The sequence below is a fragment of the Micromonospora sp. WMMD712 genome (assembly GCF_029581295.1).
Lineage (GTDB): Bacteria > Actinomycetota > Actinomycetes > Mycobacteriales > Micromonosporaceae > Micromonospora > Micromonospora carbonacea.
Genome location: NZ_CP120743.1, coordinates 2584324 through 2600576, shown reverse-complemented (window position 1 = coordinate 2600576; position 16253 = coordinate 2584324). Strand labels below are relative to the sequence as shown.

Here is a 16253-nt window from a genome sequence, read left to right as displayed (position 1 = left end):
CGAGGCACCCGATGGAGAAGACCGTGCACCCGTTCCCCCTGCACCCCGAATGCCCCGACGTGCGCCGCCTGGCCGACGACCCGGCCGAGGCGCTGCTGCGGGCCGAGGCCGACATCGTCGCCGCCGAGAACGCCGCCGAGGCCGACCGCTACCGCCGGCTGGAGGCGCTGGAGGAGGCCCAGCAGGACGGCCGGGGCGTCACCCGACGCACCTTCGTCGCCGGGGCCGCCGCCACCGCGACCGCCCTGGCCACCGCCCAGTTCGTCACCACCTCCGCCTCGTTCGCGGCGACGAAGACCGGCACCCTGATCCACGTCTTCCTCTACGGCGGGCTGGACGGGCTGAGCCTGGTCGCCCCGGCCGACGACCCGGTGCTCGCCAAGGCCCGACCCGACCTGCTGCTCGGCGACGACTCCCTGGCCCTGGGCCGCGGCTTCAAGCTGACCAGCGCGTTCGCCCCGCTGGAGAAGTGGCTCAAGGCCGGGCAGCTCGGCTTCGTGCCGGCGGTCTCCGACGAGCGGCTGTCCCGCAGCCACTTCCAGGCCGCCGACGCCTGCAACCTCGGCGGGCTGCCCAACGAGACGGGCGGCCGGGGCTGGCTGGACAGCCTCGTCGACAACCTCGGCAAGGGCACCGCGTTCCGCAGCGTCGGCATCGGCAGCACCCTGCCCCGGTCGCTGGTCGGCACCAACGGCGCGCTGGCCATCAACAGCGTCGGCTCGCTGCGGCTCAACGGCGACGAGAAGTACCGGGCGGCCACCGAGAAGGCGATCCGGGGCCTGTTCACCGGGATCAACCACCCCGTCCAGGAGGCGGTGCAGGACGGCCTCGGCGCGCTGGCCACCGCGCAGCAGCTCGCGGCGAAGCCCTACCAGCCGGCCGAGGGCGTGAAGTACGAGGGCGTCGGCTACGCGTTCGGGCAGCTCGCCCAGCTCATCAAGGGCGGGGCCAACGTCCGGGTCGCCACCGTCGGGATGGGCGGCTACGACACCCACGAGAACCAGGGCACCCGCCCCGGCGGGCAGCTCCACCGCCGCCTCGGCGAGCTGGCCGCCGCGCTGGCCGCGTTCTTCACCGACCTCGGCGACGCCGCCGCCGACGTCACGGTCATGGTGTCCAGCGAGTTCGGCCGCCGGGTCGCCTCCAACGGCGGCGGCACCGACCACGGGCACGGCGGCGTGGTCACCGTCCTGTCCGGCCGCAAGCTCGCCGGCTCGCTGCTGGGCGCGTGGAACGGCCTGAGCGACCTCGACTCCGGCGACGTGCCCGAGTACAACAACATGTTCGACGTGTACGGCTCCGTGGCGCAGGGCCGGTTCGGTCTCACCACCGCCGAGGTCGACAAGATCTTCCCCCGGCAGAAGTTCAGCCCCATGAAGCTGTACGCGTGACCCACCCGCAGACCCACACCGCCGGCCGCCGTACGGGCAACCCCGCCCCGCACGGCGGCCGGTCGGCTGCGCCCGTACCCCCGGCTGCGGTGCCCCGGCGCGGGCCCGGCGGCCGGCGGGCGCTGGTGGGCCTGTTCTGGGCGGGCCTGGTCGCCGCCGTGCTGCCGTGGTGGCTGGACACCCCCGCCGGCTCCCTGGACACCACCGCCGCCGCGCTGACCGCCGCCGGCCGGATCACCGGCCTCGTGGCCGGCTACCTGCTGCTGGTGCAGGTGCTGATGACGACCCGCCTCGGCGTGTTCGAGCGGTCGGCCGGCCCGGAACGGATCTCCCGCTGGCACCGGGACGTCGGCGCGACCCTGCTGGTCACGGTGCTGGCCCACCTGTCGCTGATCGTGGTCGGCTACGCCGCCGAGGGCGGCCGGTCGGTGCCCGGCCAGGCCGGCGAGCTGCTGGCCGACTACGAGGACATGGTGGGCGCGTTCGCCGCGGCCGGCATCCTGGTGCTGCTCGGCCTCACCGGGGTCCGCGCGCTGCGCCGGGCGCTGCCCTACGAGCTGTGGTACCACCTGCACCTGGCCAGCTACCTCGCCGTCGTGCTCGGGTTCGGCCACCAGTTCAGCAACGGCGCGCAGCTCTTTCCGCCCGGGCCGGTGCGCACCGGCTGGATCGCCGCGTACGCGCTGGTGGCCGCCGCCCTGATCGGGGGCCGGGTGGTCGCCCCGCTGCGATTCAACCTGCGGCACCGGCTGCGGGTGGCCGACGTCGTCGCGGAGAGCCGCGACACGGTGTCGATCTACCTGACGGGCCGGCGGCTGCACCGGCTCGACCTGCTCGGCGGGCAGTTCCTGCGCTGGCGGTTCCTCGCGCCGGGCTGCTGGTGGCAGTCGCACCCGTTCTCCGTCTCCGCCGCCGCGAACGGCCGCTGGCTGCGGCTGACCGTCAAGGTGGTCGGCGCGCACACCGCCGACCTGCGCGAGCTGGCGCAGGGCACCCGGGTGTGGGCGCAGGGCCCGGCGGGCACCTTCACCGCCGCCCACCGCCGCCGGGAGCGGGCCCTGCTGATCGCCGGCGGCAGCGGCATCGCCCCGCTGCGGGCCATGCTGGAGGAGCTGCCGCCGGGCGCGGCCCTGATCTACCGGGCCCGCACCCCCGACGACGTGCTGCTCCAGCGGGAGCTGGACTGGCTCGCCCAGGAACGCGGCACCGACGTCTGGTACGTCGTCGGCTCCCGCGACGACCCCGGCCCCCGGCAGGTGCTCAGCGCCCAGGGGCTGCGCGAGCTGGTGCCCGACGTGGCCCGCCGCGACGTCTACCTGTGCGGGCCGCCCGGCCTGGTCGCGCAGGCGGTCCGCGCGCTGCGGGCGGCCGGCGTGCCCCGCCGCCAGGTCCACCGCGCCACCTTCGAGCTGTAGTCCTTCGCCGAGAGGTCCCCCGCCATGCGTCGCGCGCTCCTCGCGATCACCGGCCTCGCCGCCGGCACCACCGCCCTGGTGGTGCTCAAGGGTTCCCCGGGCGTCGGCCAGGCCGCCCACGAGCCGCCGGCCGTCGCCGCCCCGTCGGGCGGGGCCACCCCGCCGGCCGGCACCGCCACCCTCGGCGCGAAGCCCCGCGCCCGCGCCACCACCCGCACCCCGTCGGCCCGCGCCACCACGGCCCGGTCCACCTCGGCCCCGCGCGCCACCACCGCCGCGCCGCGCGCGACGACCCGCCGGGTCACCGGGCCGGTCGTCGAGAACGAGTACGGCAACGTGCAGGTGCAGATCGTCGTCTCCGGCACCCGGATCGTCGACGCCGTGGCCCTGGAGCTGCCGCAGGAGACCGCGCAGTCCGACCGGCGCAGCGAGCAGGTCGACGGCCGCTACAGCGGCCCCTCGGGGCAGGTCGTGCAGCGGCAGAGCGCCGAGGTGGACACGGTCTCCGGGGCGACCGCCACCAGCGAGTCCTACCGGCGGTCGCTCCAGGCCGCCATCGACCGGGCCCGCTGAGGTGGCGGCGGCACCGACCCGGCCGGGCCTGCGCCGGGTCGAGCAGATCATGGGTACGGCGATCAGCCTCGACCTCGCCGACGACCTGCCCGCCGGGCGGCTGCACGAGCTGGCCGAGGAGACGTTCGCCTGGCTGCGGGAGGTCGACGCCCGGTTCAGCACCTACCGGGCCGACAGCGAGCTGCGCCGCTTCGACCGGGGCGAGGTGCTGCTGTCGGAGGCGTCGCCGGACCTGCGGGCCGTCCTGGGCCGCTGCGCCGACCTGTGGGGCGACACCGACGGCTTCTTCGACGCGTACGCGACCGGCGCGCTGGACCCGTCCGGCTACGTGAAGGGCTGGGCGGCGCAGGTCGCCTCCGACCGGCTGCTCGCCGCCGGCGCGCCGAACCACTGCGTGAACGCGGGCGGCGACGTGCGGGCGCGGGGACTGTCGGCGGGCGGCCGGCCGTGGCGGATCGGCGTGCGGCACCCGTGGGACGAGACCTCGACGTGCCTGGTGCTCACCGGCACCGACCTGGCGATCGCCACCTCCGGGGTGTACGAGCGCGGCCACCACGTGCTCGACCCGCGTCGGGGTGCCCCGGCCACCGGGCTGCGCTCGGTCACCGTGGTCGGGGCGGACCTCGGCGTCGCCGACGCGTACGCCACGGCGGCGGTGGCGATGGGCGTGGCCGGCATCGGCTGGCTGGACCGCCTGGCGGGCCACGAGCACGCGATCGTCACCGACGACGCCCGCCTCCTGCACTCGCCCCGCCTCCCGACCCTCCCCACCCTCCCGTCCTTCCCACCCTTCCCGACCCTCCCCACCCTCCCGTCCCTCCCGCCCCTCCCCACGGCTCCCTGACCGCCCATGCCCCCGCGATCTTGCAGTTGCGGCCCCGGTTTCGCGGCCTTCGTCCCGGCTTGCCCGGGCCCGAAGTGCAAGATCGCGGGCGGGGGTGGGCGGGGCGGGGGTGGGCGGGGGGTGGTCAGGCGGGGGGTGGTCAGGCGGTGGGGCGGCGGGTGCCGGCCGGGTGGGAGCCCAGCGGGCGGGGGCGGCCCGGGCGCGAACCCGGCGGACGGGTGGGCGGCCAGCGCCGTGGCCGGCGGTGGTGCGGCGGCGGTTCCGCCCCGTCGGGTCGGCGCGCCGCGTCATCCCTGGACATCAGACCCCCGATCGGGGCGCTGTCGCGCCCTCGCCCGGGTCAACGACGCCCGTGGCGGCCGGGACGCTGCCCGCCCGGCGTCCGCTCCCCGACAGCGGCCGTCCCGGGCCGCCCGCCGAGGGCGCGCGGCGTCCGTCGCCTACCAAGGATGTCACGCGTCGGCCGGCCGTCGAGGGCGCGTGGCGTCCGCCGCCCACCGAGGGCGTCACGCGTCGGTCGCCTGTCGGCGGCGGGCTGCGGCGGTCGCCTGCCGGCCGTGGCCCTCACCAGCCGCGCCGGGGCAGCGGCAGGTGACCGGGGAGCAGTTCGGCCGGCAGCGCCACGCCGGTGGCCCGCAGGGCGTCGACCAGCACGTTCTGCATGAGGTAGGAGTCCGGAAGCTGCCAGCGCGCCTGCTCCGGGGCGACCGCCCAGCGGACCGGGCCCTCCGGCAGCCGGGTCGGCGGGGCGGCGATCCACGAGCCGACGCCGTGCCGGACCACGTGGAAGCAGTGTTCCAGCTCGGGCCGGAGCGGGTCGCCCGGGCGGACCAGGAACATCCAGCGCCCGGTGGGGGTGACCAGCACCGGCCCCCGGACCCCGAGGCCGGCCGGGTGTGTCCCGACGGAGTCGAGCACGTGCCGCCCGAGGTGGGCCGGCACCTCCAGGACGTCGAAGGCGCGCCCGGTGGGCAGCAGCACCCCGTGCGGGCGGCTGCGCCACCAGGTCGCCACCCGGGCCGGGTCGGCCGTGGCGGCCCGCTCCCACTCCTGGAGGGCGGGGTGGCAGCCGACGGTGGGGCAGCCGGCCCGGCCGCACACGAAGCGACTGCGGGCCAGACACGCGCCGGGAGTCACCTCCCAGCCGTGCGCGGCGTAGCGGACGGCGACCCTCCGCAGCCGGACCCGTTCCAGCGGCGACAGCTGTGCGACCCGTGGGCCGACGTTCCCCCACATTCGTTCGTACTCCCTCCGCCGGGCATCCCTAGGTGCCAGGTCACATGTCGAGCGCCGTCACTGCCGTAGACCGCCGTCGTTGACCTGACGGAACAGTTGGTGCAAGTTGCACGAAAGCTATGAGGGTCACCCGTACGGCCGACGTACAGGCTGTGCGACCAGCGAAAACCTGAGGACGAACGGACTGCCGCGCCACCCGCGCAGGCGGCCGCCGGTGGCCGGTCGGCCCCCGGCAGGGGAGGGACGGGGAGATGGACGAGTTACCCATTGGCCGGCGGGTGGCCTACTGGCGCGGGCGGCGCAAGCTGTCCCAACAGGTCTTCGCCGACCGGCTCGGCAAGTCCAAGAGCTGGGTGGACAAGGTCGAGCGCGGGGTGCGCCGGCTCGACAAGTTCTCCGTCCTCTACGAGATCGCCTACATCCTCGAAGTCGACGTGCAGCTGCTGCTGGGCAAGGACCCGGAGCGGCGGGCCGACGCCCTCAACTGCATCGACCAGGTCGAGGTCCAGGAGATCCGGGCCGCCCTGGAGCGGTACGACTCGATGAGCGCCTACTTCGACGCGGCCCCTTACCCGCCGCCCCTGGTGGACATGCGCAAGGCGGTCAACCACGCCTGGCTCACCTACCAGTACGGCCGCTACGGGATGCTGACCCGGGCGCTGCCGAAGCTGCTGCGCGACGCCCAGGCCGCCGACGCCGGCCACGACGGCGACCACTCCCGGGAGGCGGCGCACCTGCTCGGCCAGGTCTACCAGATCGCCTCCTCGGTGCTGCGCAAGCTCGGCGAGTGCGACCTCGCCTGGTTGGCCGCCGACCGGTCGATGGCCGTCGCCCAGCGAGCCGACGACCCGCTGCTGGCCGGCATCGCCACCACCCGGGTCTGCAACGCGATGGTCGCGATGGGCCGCCCCCGTCCCGCGCTGGAGCTCAACCTCACCATCGCCAACCGGCTCGCCCCCGGTGGGGGCAACGACACCGACCCGGGGCGGCTCTCCGTCTACGGGCTGCTGCTGTTGCAGGGCGCGATGGCCGCCGCGCGGCTCGGCGACTCCGCCACCGTCGACGACCTGATCAACGGCGCCCACGAGGCGGCCCTGCTGCTGGGCAGCGACCAGAACCACTACTGGACGTCGTTCGGCCCGACCAACGTGGAGCTGCACCGGGCCGCCGCCGCCGTGGAGCTGGGCGACGGGGGGCGGGCGGTGGAGGTCCACCAGCAGCGCATCGCCGAGCCGGCGTTCAACACCCTGCTGCCCGAGCGCCGCGCCCACCACCTGCTCGACCTGGCCCGGGGCTTCGCCCAGATCGGCGACGTGGCCAACGCCGGGGAGATGCTGCTGCGCGGCGACCGGCTCGCCCCCTCGGAGATCCGCTGCCGTCCCATCGCCCACGAGGTGATGTCGGACGTCCTGCGTCGCACAAGGGGTGCGCCGCCTTCGCTGATCGCGGAGTTGGCTGAGCACATGGGAGTGGGAGTATGAGCGCGGCGGGGGTCGGGATCACCGATCCGCACCGCAGCAGCGAGCGCCGCGAGGTGCTCTACGTCATCGCCTGCGGGTCGCCGCTGGCCAGCCATGTCGGCCGGCTCGTGGAACTGGCCCAGCAGGACGGCTGGGACGTGTGCGTGGTCACCACGCCGGACGGCGCGAAGTTCGTCGACCGGCCGGCGCTGGCCCGCCAGACCGGTCATCCGGTCCGCAGCCGCTACAAGGACCCGGGCGACCCGGACGTGCTGCCCCCGGCCGACGCGATGGTCGTCTGCCCGGCGACGTCCAACACGGTCAACAAGTGGGCGGCCGGGATCACCGACACCCTCGCCCTCGGCCTGCTGGTCGAGGGGCAGGGCAAGGGGGTGCCGATCGTGGCGGTGCCGTTCACCAACGTCGCGATGGCCGGGCACCCGGCCTTCCGGGCCAGCCTGGCCCGGCTGGCCGAGTGGGGGGTCGACGTCGTCTTCGGCGACCACGTCGTCCCGCTGCACCCGCCCGGCACCGGCGAGCACCACCTGCACGCGTTCCCCTGGGCCGCCGTCCTGGCTGCCGTGCGCGGCCTGCGCTGCCCGGTGAGCCCGGCCGCCTGAGCCCGGCCGAGAAGCAGGGGCCCCTTGTCAGCGGATTCCGTCGGCCGAGGGGCCCCTGCCCACCGCCGAGGCCGTGACGCGCGGCCGACGCCGGTAAGCTGGCCCGCCGTGAGCACAACCGGGACACCGCCGCCGCCGACGACCGTGGCCGACGTGGTGGCGGCGCTCGCGCGCCGCTACCCGACCAGCTGGGCCGAGGAGTGGGACCGGGTGGGGTTGGTGCTCGGCGAGCCCACCGCCCCGGTGCGCCGGGTGGCCTGCGTGGTCGACGTGGTCCCCGAGACGGTCGCCGAGGCCCTCGCCGCCGGCGCCGACATGATCGTGGCCCACCATCCGCTGCTGCTGCGCGGGGTCTCCTCCGTCGCCCCGACGACGTTCAAGGGGCGCATCGTCCACGACCTGATCAAGGCCGACGTGGCGTTGTACGTCGCGCACACCAACGCCGACGTGGCCGACCCGGGCGTCTCCGACTCCCTCGCGGCCCGCTTCGGGCTGACCGGCCTGCGCCCGCTGCACCCGCCGGCCCCCGGCTCCCCGGCCGCCGGCGCGGGGCGGGGCATCGGCCGCATCGGCGAGCTGCCCCGGCCCATGACCCTCGCCGAGCTGACCCGGCACGCCGCCGCCGTGCTCCCCGTCACCGCCTGGGGCGTTCGCGCCGCCGGCGATCCCGGGCGTATGGTTCGTACCCTCGCGGTCAGCGGCGGCTCGGGGGACGCGTTCCTCGGCGCGGCGACCGCGGCCGGCGTCGACGCCTACCTGACCTCCGACCTGCGCCACCACCCCGCCGGCGAGCACCTCGCCGCCGGCGGCCCCGCCCTGCTGGACGCCGCCCACTGGGCGACCGAGCGACCCTGGCTCGACGACCTGGCCGCCGCCCTGCGGGCCGAGCTGGGCGTCGAGACCGTCGTGTCCGACCTGGACACCGACCCGTGGACGGTGCACGCCGCCGCCCCCACGGCTGCCGGCCCGGCAGCCACCCGCACCGTGCCCGGCGGCGCCGCCCCGGGACCCGCCGCCGACCCCGCCCCCGCCGCGGACGACAAGGAGCCCCGACGTGAAGGCTGACCCGAAGGTCCAGCGCCGCCTGCTCGACCTCCAGGCGATCGACACCACCCTCGCCCAGCTCGCCCACCGCCGCCGCACCCTGCCCGAGCTGGCCGAGCTGGAGGCCCTCGCCCGGGAGCTGTCCGCGCTGGAGGACGAGCGGGTCCGCGCCCAGGTCGCCGTCGACGACCTGGACCGCGACATCGCCCGCATCGAGAAGGACGTCGACCAGGTCCGGGCCCGCAAGAGCAAGGACGAGGCGCGGCTGGCCGCCGGCAGCGGCCCGGCCCGGGAGCTGGAGGCGCTCCAGCACGAGCTGGTCTCGCTCAACCGCCGGCAGAGCGACCTGGAGGACGCCGAGCTGGAGCTGATGGAGCAGCGGGAGACCGCCCAGGGCGTACTCGACGGGATCGAACGGCGGGCGGCCGAGGCGCGCGAGCGGCGGGCGGCGGCCGAGCAGCGGCGCGACGACGCCCTCGCCGAGATCGCCAAGGAGGAGGAGTTCAAGCGGCAGTCCCGCCAGCCCCTCGCCGGTGACCTCCCGGCGGACCTGGTCACCCTCTACGACAAGATCCGCGCCGACACGGGGCTCGGCGCGGCCCTGCTCACCGGCGGGCGCTGCGGCGGCTGCCGGCTGGAGCTCTACGGCGCGGACATGGCCCGCATCCGCAGGGCCGCGCCGGACGACGTGGTGCGCTGCGAGGAGTGCCGCCGCATCATGGTCCGCACCAACGAGTCGGGGCTGTAGCTCCGATGGCGGTGCGCGCGGTCGTCGTCGAGGCCGACGGCGGGTCCCGGGGCAACCCCGGCCCGGCCGGCTACGGCGCGGTGGTCCGGGACGCGGTCAGCGGCGAGGTGCTCGCCGAACGCTCCGCGGCGATCGGCACGGCCACCAACAACGTCGCCGAGTACCGGGGGCTGATCGCCGGCCTGGAGGCCGCCGCCGAGCTGGGCGCGGCCGAGGTCGACGCCCGGATGGACTCCAAGCTGGTGGTCGAGCAGATGTGCGGCCGCTGGCAGATCAAGCACCCGGGGCTGCGCCCGCTGGCCGCGCAGGCCGCGGCGCTGGTCGGCCGGTTCGCGGCGGTGCGCTTCCAGTGGATCCCCCGGGAGCGCAACCGGCACGCCGACGCCCTGGCCAACGCCGCGATGGACGCGGCGGCCACCGGCGGGAAGGCCCGGAAGGCCGACGCGGGCGGGGCGGCCCGGCCCGCCGCCGAGCCGCCCCGCGAGGTCGCCGCACCCGACTCGCCCGCCCGCGCCCTCGCCCGGGAGGCCGCCGCCCGCGCCGCCACGAAGCGGGCCGGCACCGACCCGGCGACCGCCCCCGCCTCCTGGGAGCCGCGCCCCAGCGACACCGCGACCCGGCTGATCCTGGTGCGGCACGGCGAGACCGAGTTCACCGAGCAGCGCCGCTACTCCGGCCGCGGCGACGTGCCGCTGTCCGCCCGGGGCCGCGCCCAGGTGCGGGCCACGGCCGCCCGGGTGGCCGCCCTCGCCCCGGCCGTCGCGGCCGTGGTCAGCTCGCCGTTGTCCCGGTGTACGGCCACCGCGCGGGCGATCGCCGGGGCGCTGCGCGAGCCCGTGCCGGTACGCACCGACGACGACCTGATCGAGTGCGACTTCGGGGCGTGGGAGGGGCGCACCTTCGCCGAGGTGCGCGCCGGCTGGCAGGGCGAGCTGGACGCGTGGCTCGCCTCGACCCGGGTCGCCCCGCCCGACGGGGAGTCGTTCACCGAGGTCGCCGCCCGGGTGACCCGGGCCACGGACGCGCTGGTCGGGGCGTACCCCGGGGAGACCGTGGTGGTGGTCTCGCACGTCTCGCCGATCAAGCTGGTGCTGCGCGAGGCCCTCGCCGCCGACGACGCGTTCCTGCACCGGCTCTACCTCGACGCGGCCGGCATCTCGGTGCTCGACCGGTGGCCCGACGGCGGCGTCGCGGTGCGCTCGGTCAACGACACCGCCCACCTCGCCGCGCTCTGACCCACCGCTCACCGGCGGCCGCCCGACGGGACGGCCGCCGGTCTCGTCTGCCCGCGACCGGAGAGACATCGACGGACATGCCGTTCGGCGCACCCGGCGGCCCGCTCGGCGCACCGTCCCACGCCGGTCGAACGTGACGCCCGTCACCACGTCGTAACGTCCGGCCGTCATGGGGAGACGAGACCACCGGAGGTGTGTCGTATGACCGCATCCGAACCGGAGGAACCCGGCTCGGCGTCGTCCAGGGCGAAGGACCACAGCCCCTGGAACTGGTTGCTGTTCGTCCCGATCGTGGTGCCGCTGATCCCGGTGTTCTTCAACGCCGACGCGCCGCGCGTGTTCGGGTTCCCGCGCTTCTACTGGCTGCAACTGGCCTACATCCTGCTCGGCGTGACCACCACCACGCTGGTCTACCGGCTGACCAGGAAGCGGGGCGGTCACTGATGTGGCGCGACCATCTGACCGAGATCATCGTCTTCACGGTGCTGTTCCTGCTGGTCAGCGTCATGGGTTTCGTGGCGGCCCGGTGGCGGGCGCCGAGGGACATGGCCCACCTCGACGAGTGGGGGCTGGGCGGGCGCAGCTTCGGCGGCTGGATCACCTGGTTCCTCGTCGGCGGTGACCTCTACACGGCGTACACGTTCGTGGCGGTGCCGGCGCTGGTGTTCGGCGCGGGCGCGATGGGCTTCTTCGCGGTGCCGTACACGATCGTGATCTACCCGATGGTGTTCCTGGTGCTGTGCCGGCTCTGGTCGGTGTCGCACCGGCACGGCTTCGTCACCCCCGCCGACTTCGTCCGCAGCCGGTTCGACTCGCCGGTGCTGGCGCTGGTCGTCGCGGTCACCGGCATCGTCGCCACCATGCCGTACATCGCGCTGCAACTCGTCGGCATCGAGGCGGTGCTCAAGACCATGGGGGTGACCGGCGAGAGCGCCCTCGCGCGGCACCTGCCGATCATCATCGCGTTCGCGATCCTGGCCGCCTACACCTACCAGTCGGGGCTGCGCGCGCCCGCGCTGATCGCGTTCGTCAAGGACACGCTGATCTACGTGGTGATCCTGGTGGCGGTGCTCTGGCTGCCGCAGAAGCTGGGCGGCTGGGGCTCGATCTTCGACGCCGCCGAGGCGAAGTTCCAGGCCACGGCGCAGAACCCCAACGACGGGATCCTGCTCAACGCCAACAACCAGCTCCAGTACGTCACCCTGGCGTTCGGCTCGGCGCTGGCGCTGTTCCTCTACCCGCACAGCATCACCGGCGTGCTGGCCAGCCGGAACCGGGACGTGATCAAGCGGAACATGTCGGCGCTGCCCGCGTACAGCCTGGTCCTCGGGTTGATCGCGCTGCTCGGCTACATGGCCATCGCGGCGGGGGTGAAGCCGCTGCCCGGGTCGACGCCCGGCAGCGCGGACGCGAACACGGTCGTGCCGGTGCTGTTCGACCAGCAGTTCCCCGACTGGTTCGCCGGGGTCGCGTACGCGGCCATCGGCATCGGGGCGCTGGTGCCGGCGGCGATCATGTCGATCGCGGCGGCGAACCTGTTCACCCGCAACATCTACAAGGAGTACCTGAAGCGGGACGCCAGCCCGGCCCAGGAGGCGAACGTCTCGAAGATCACCTCGCTGGTGGTGAAGGTCGGCGCGGTGGCCTGCATCGTCTTCCTCGACCCGCAGTTCTCCATCGACCTCCAGCTCATCGGCGGCGTGATCATCCTCCAGACGCTGCCGGCGGTGGCGCTGGGCCTCTACACCCGCTGGTTCCACCGGGGCGCGCTGATCGCCGGCTGGGCGGCCGGCATGGGGCTGGGCATGTGGATGCTCTACCAGATCCCCAACCCGGCGACGAAGCGCGCCCACTTCGGCGGCTCGGCGTTCCCGCTGAGCGACTTCGGCTTCGACACCAAGAAGACGATCTACGTGGGGATCGTGGCGGTGCTGGTGAACCTGCTGGTCGCCGCCCTGGTGACCCTGGCCCTGCGGGCGGCGAAGGTGGACGCGGGCCGCGACGGCACCACGCCGGACGACTACTTCGCCGACGAGGGCGACCCGCGCGTCACCCCGGGCCCGGCCCGCGACGCCGACGCCGCCCCTGTGGGGTAAGGAAGGGCCCCCTGTTAACGCATTCTGTTGTACAGGGGGCCCTTCCTAACGAGCTGCCGCCAGGCGCGCGCCCGGCGCGGCGGGAGGGCGCGGACGCCCGGCGGCGGTGCGTGCCCGGCGGCGGGGCGCGCTTGGCGGCGGCGGTCAGCGGCGGGTGCGGGCCCGGGTCTCCAGCGCCTCGTTGAGCCGGCGCAGCAGGTCGGCCAGGGTGTCGCGGTCGGCCGGGGCCCAGTCGGCGAGGACGTCGCCGTAGAGCCGGGTGCGGGCCGCCCGGACGGCGGCCATGCGGTGCAGCCCGGCCGGGGTGGGGGAGACGACGGTGCCCCGGCCGTCGCTCGGGTCGGGGGCGCGGGCGATCAGCCCGTCGCGCTGCATGGCGGAGACCTGCCGGGTGACCGTGGAGCCGTCCAGGTTGAGCCGGGCGGCGAGCGCCGAGACGTTCTGCGGGCCGGCGCTGTCGAGGTGCCGCAGGATCACGTACGCCGCGCGGTCCAGCACCCGGTGCTCGGCCGTGCCGGTGGCGCGCCGGGTCGCCTCGCCGAGTCGCATGAGGAGCGCCACCTCGGTCTCGATCCGCCCGAGTGTGACCTCTTCCGCAGTGCCTTCCGCAGTGCCGTCCTCGCTCATAGCTGTAGGATACAAGAAAACTAACTGTACGATACAGCTATCCGGGAGGCGGAGTGGACCGGCGCAACGAACCCCACCGCAGTGCCATCTACGCCACCACCCTGGTGGCCTTCCTCGCCATCGCCGGCATCGCCGTCGTCGACCCCATCCTGCCCGCCATCGGCGAGGCCATCGGCGTCACCGCCTGGCAGGTCGAGCTGCTGTTCACCGCGTACATCGCGGTCATGGCCCTGGGCATGATCCCCGCGACCCTGGCCAGCGGCCGGTTCGGCTTCAAGCCCGTGCTGATCACCGGCGTCTCCGTGGTCGGCCTGGCCGCCATCGGCGCCTCGTTCAGCAACGACATCGTGCAACTGTCGGTGCTGCGCGGCGTGTGGGGGCTGGGCAACGCCATGTTCTTCGCCACCGCCATGGTGGTACTGGTCAACCTCGCCAACGACCGCGAATGGGTGGTCGGCCTCTTCGAGACCGCGCTCGGCCTCGGCTTCGCCGTCGGCCCGCTGCTCGGCGGCCTGCTCGGCGAGGTGAGCTGGCGGCTGCCGTTCTTCGTCTGCGGCATCTTCATGGTCCTCGCGCTCGCCGTCGCGTCCCGCCGGCTCCGCGAGCCGGCAAACCCCCAACCTCCGGTACGCCTCGGCGCGATCTTCGCCACCTACCGCCGGCCCGCGTTCGTGGCCCTGTGCGCCGTCACCGCCGCCTACAACTTCGTCTTCTTCGTCGTGCTCGGCTACACGCCGCTCTTCCTCGGCCTCGACGTCATCCCGCTGGGCCTCGCGTTCACCGGCTGGGGCCTCGGCCTCGCCGCCGGCATCCTCGTGGTCGGCCACCGGCTCGCCCACCGCATCGGCGCGGTGCAGACCGTCGGCGTGGCCGTCGCCGGCCTGCTGGCCTGCATGGTGCTGTTCGCCACCTCGACCGGCACCGCCATGTCGCTGGTCGTGCTCGTCGTCGCCGGCCTGTTCATGGGCCTTGCCAACGCCAACCTCACCGACCTGGCCCTCGGCCTCGGCGCCGCCGACCGCCGGGTCGCCACCGGCGCGTTCAACCTGGTCCGCTGGGGCGCCGCCGCGCCCGCCCCGATCATCTCCGGCAAGCTCGCCGAGCACGGGCTCGCCCTGCCCTTCTGGGTCGGCCTCGGCGTCCTCGCCGCCGGCGCGCTGGTCTACCTCGCCACCGCACACCGGATGGCCGCCGGCCACGGCGAACGGGTGCTCTGGGCCCGCTGGAACCGCGCCGCTGCGCGCAACGAACACGCCCCGGAGGAGCCGGTCGGCGAGGCGTACTGAGCCTGTGGCGAGCCGGCCGGGGCGGCTCGGCGCACGTCGGTCCGGGCAGGTCGGCTCAGCGCACCGCGCGCCACAGCAGGTACAGGCCGATGGCCGTGCCGAACGCCACGATCAGCGTCTTCAGCACCACCGGCGGCAGCCGGCGCACCAGCCGCGCGCCGACGTACCCGCCGACCAGGGTCGCCGGGGCCACCACCCCGACGGCCGCCCAGTTCACCGGGCCGAACAGCGCGAACACCACGAGCGTGGTCAGCCCCACCGTCGCCGAGAGCAGGTTCTTCACCGCCGACACCCGGGCCAGCGTCGCGTCCAGCACCAGCGCCAGGCCGGCCACCAGCATCACCCCCAGGGCCGCGCCGAAATAGCCGCCGTACACCGCGCCGACCGCGACCATGGCCTGCACGGTGACCGTACGGCGGCGCGGCCCCAGCTCGGCCGGATGCCCGACGAGGCGGCGCAGCGGATCCTGGAACGCGAGCACGGCGGTCGCCCCGAGCACCAGGAACGGCACCACCAGCTCGAACGCCCGCGCCGGGGTGCCCAGCAACAGCAGGCACCCGACGATCGTGCCCACCACCGTGGTCGGCAGCAGCGCCCACAGCGCCCGCCCGCGCGGCAGGTCCGTGCGGCTGCCCGCCACGCTCGCCACGTACCCGGGGAACACCGCCACGGAGTTGCTCACGTTCGCCGGCACCGGCGGAAGGCCCGCCGCGATCATGGCCGGGAAGGTGATCAGCGAGCCGCCGCCGGCCACCGCGTTGACCGTGCCCGCGGCGAGACCGGCGGTGACCAGCAGCGCGGCGTCGGAGAAGTCCACGCCGCCGAGGCTAGCCCGCCCCGCCCCGCCCCGCCCGGCCCTGCCCCGTCCCCCCTTGCCCCGCCTCGCCCCGTCCGCTCTCCTTGATCATCTGCATGTCGGCGACATGGCGGTATCCGGAGCGCTGGGATCCCGCCATGTCGCCGACATGGTGTCGGCGGCCAGCCCGGAAGGCCGCGAAATGGGCGCGGCAGTGCGATCGTTAGGATGGGGGAGCGACGGACGAGTCGACCGGGCGGTCGCGTCGGCGGGCCAGGTGCCCGTCGCCGAGGAACGTCCGGACTCCACAGGGCAGGGTGGTTGCTAACGGCAACCCGGGGCGACCCGCGGGACAGTGCCACAGAGAACAGACCGCCGGCCCCCAACGGGGACGGTAAGGGTGAAACGGTGGGGTAAGAGCCCACCAGCATCCCGGGTGACCGGGATGGCTCGGTAAACCCCACCCGGAGCAAGGCCAAAATGGGCCGTCACCGCAAGATGACGACCTGCGCAGACGCCTGAGGGCTGCCCGCCCGATGTCTGCGGGTAGGCCGCTGGAGCCTGCCGGCGACGGCAGGCCTAGATGGATGGCCGCCGCTGGCGCGCAACCCCGCGAGGGGCGCGCGCCAGGCACAGAATCCGGCGTACAGGTCGACTCGTCCGTCGCCCACCAGCTCAGAGCCGTGATCATGGCTCTGAGCTGGTTCTATGTCGGGAGTCGATGGTCGTTCTTGGTCATCGTTAGGTGGCGTTTGACGGCCCGGTGACGGCCCAGACGGCCCAGAGACGGCCCAGGAATCCGATCAGTTGGACCCGTCTGCGGTGGCCTGCTGAGGGCTCGGTGGCGGCCTGGTCCTCGTCGACGGCGGACGGCCTGCGGGA

At 74.8% G+C, this 16253-nt stretch carries 15 protein-coding genes and 1 other RNA gene; 13 read left to right on the top strand and 3 right to left on the bottom strand.

What is annotated here, in order from left to right; all coding sequences use genetic code 11:
• Positions 1–11: 11 nt before the first annotated feature.
• Genes O7633_RS10875 through O7633_RS10860 form a run of 4 tightly spaced genes read left to right on the top strand, consistent with a single transcriptional unit; the run spans position 12 to position 4223 of the window.
• Positions 12–1391 carry a DUF1501 domain-containing protein gene (locus O7633_RS10875; RefSeq protein WP_278128460.1) on the top strand — a complete coding sequence of 460 codons (1380 nt, stop codon included), beginning with the start codon at positions 12–14 and terminating at the stop codon, positions 1389–1391.
• Positions 1388–2806, top strand: coding sequence for a ferric reductase-like transmembrane domain-containing protein (locus O7633_RS10870; protein ID WP_278128459.1), 1419 nt, complete (start codon positions 1388–1390; stop codon positions 2804–2806). Before O7633_RS10875 ends, O7633_RS10870 begins: the two co-directional genes overlap by 4 nt.
• Positions 2807–2830: 24 nt before the next feature.
• Positions 2831–3379, top strand: coding sequence for an FMN-binding protein (locus O7633_RS10865; RefSeq protein ID WP_282327643.1), 549 nt, complete (start codon positions 2831–2833; stop codon positions 3377–3379).
• A 49-nt stretch (positions 3380–3428) separates the two neighbouring features.
• On the top strand, positions 3429–4223 hold the full coding sequence (locus O7633_RS10860) for an FAD:protein FMN transferase (RefSeq protein ID WP_282328520.1): 795 nt from the start codon (positions 3429–3431) through the stop codon (positions 4221–4223).
• A 564-nt stretch (positions 4224–4787) separates the two neighbouring features.
• Here O7633_RS10860 and O7633_RS10855 read toward each other — a convergent pair.
• Positions 4788–5459, bottom strand: coding sequence for a bifunctional DNA primase/polymerase (locus O7633_RS10855; RefSeq protein WP_074474722.1), 672 nt, complete (start codon positions 5457–5459; stop codon positions 4788–4790).
• 251 nt (positions 5460–5710) lie between these two features.
• Between O7633_RS10855 and O7633_RS10850 the strand changes: the two genes are divergently transcribed.
• From O7633_RS10850 to O7633_RS10820, 7 genes are all read left to right on the top strand, one after another.
• A complete protein-coding gene (locus O7633_RS10850) occupies positions 5711–6940 on the top strand; it encodes a helix-turn-helix domain-containing protein (protein WP_074474723.1) in 1230 nt (409 codons plus the stop codon).
• The gene (locus tag O7633_RS10845) at positions 6937–7539 is read left to right on the top strand and encodes a flavoprotein (protein WP_278128454.1); all 603 of its coding nucleotides are present in this window, start codon (positions 6937–6939) and stop codon (positions 7537–7539) included. Before O7633_RS10850 ends, O7633_RS10845 begins: the two co-directional genes overlap by 4 nt.
• A 108-nt stretch (positions 7540–7647) precedes the next feature.
• Complete coding sequence (locus O7633_RS10840; RefSeq protein ID WP_282327641.1) at positions 7648–8604, top strand: Nif3-like dinuclear metal center hexameric protein; 957 nt, start codon at positions 7648–7650, stop codon at positions 8602–8604.
• Positions 8594–9331 carry a C4-type zinc ribbon domain-containing protein gene (locus O7633_RS10835; RefSeq protein WP_074474726.1) on the top strand — a complete coding sequence of 246 codons (738 nt, stop codon included), beginning with the start codon at positions 8594–8596 and terminating at the stop codon, positions 9329–9331. Before O7633_RS10840 ends, O7633_RS10835 begins: the two co-directional genes overlap by 11 nt.
• A gap of 5 nt (positions 9332–9336) precedes the next feature.
• A complete protein-coding gene (locus O7633_RS10830) occupies positions 9337–10566 on the top strand; it encodes a bifunctional RNase H/acid phosphatase (protein ID WP_282327637.1) in 1230 nt (409 codons plus the stop codon).
• A gap of 201 nt (positions 10567–10767) precedes the next feature.
• Positions 10768–11010: a DUF3311 domain-containing protein gene (locus O7633_RS10825; RefSeq protein ID WP_278128451.1), complete on the top strand. Its 243-nt coding sequence runs from the start codon at positions 10768–10770 to the stop codon at positions 11008–11010.
• Complete coding sequence (locus O7633_RS10820; RefSeq protein ID WP_278128449.1) at positions 11010–12662, top strand: sodium:solute symporter; 1653 nt, start codon at positions 11010–11012, stop codon at positions 12660–12662. Before O7633_RS10825 ends, O7633_RS10820 begins: the two co-directional genes overlap by 1 nt.
• A gap of 144 nt (positions 12663–12806) precedes the next feature.
• Here the strand turns inward: O7633_RS10820 and O7633_RS10815 are convergent, their stop codons facing one another.
• Entirely contained in the window at positions 12807–13289 is a 483-nt protein-coding gene (locus O7633_RS10815; RefSeq protein WP_278128447.1) for a MarR family transcriptional regulator, read from the bottom strand.
• Positions 13290–13342: 53 nt separating this feature from the next.
• Between O7633_RS10815 and O7633_RS10810 the strand changes: the two genes are divergently transcribed.
• Entirely contained in the window at positions 13343–14575 is a 1233-nt protein-coding gene (locus O7633_RS10810; protein WP_278128445.1) for an MFS transporter, read from the top strand.
• A 55-nt stretch (positions 14576–14630) separates the two neighbouring features.
• Here the strand turns inward: O7633_RS10810 and O7633_RS10805 are convergent, their stop codons facing one another.
• Positions 14631–15392 carry a sulfite exporter TauE/SafE family protein gene (locus O7633_RS10805; RefSeq protein WP_282327634.1) on the bottom strand — a complete coding sequence of 254 codons (762 nt, stop codon included), beginning with the start codon at positions 15390–15392 and terminating at the stop codon, positions 14631–14633.
• A 223-nt stretch (positions 15393–15615) separates the two neighbouring features.
• Here O7633_RS10805 and rnpB point away from each other — a divergent pair.
• Positions 15616–16034, top strand: an RNA gene (rnpB, locus tag O7633_RS10800) — RNase P RNA component class A.
• Positions 16035–16253 lie beyond the last annotated feature (219 nt).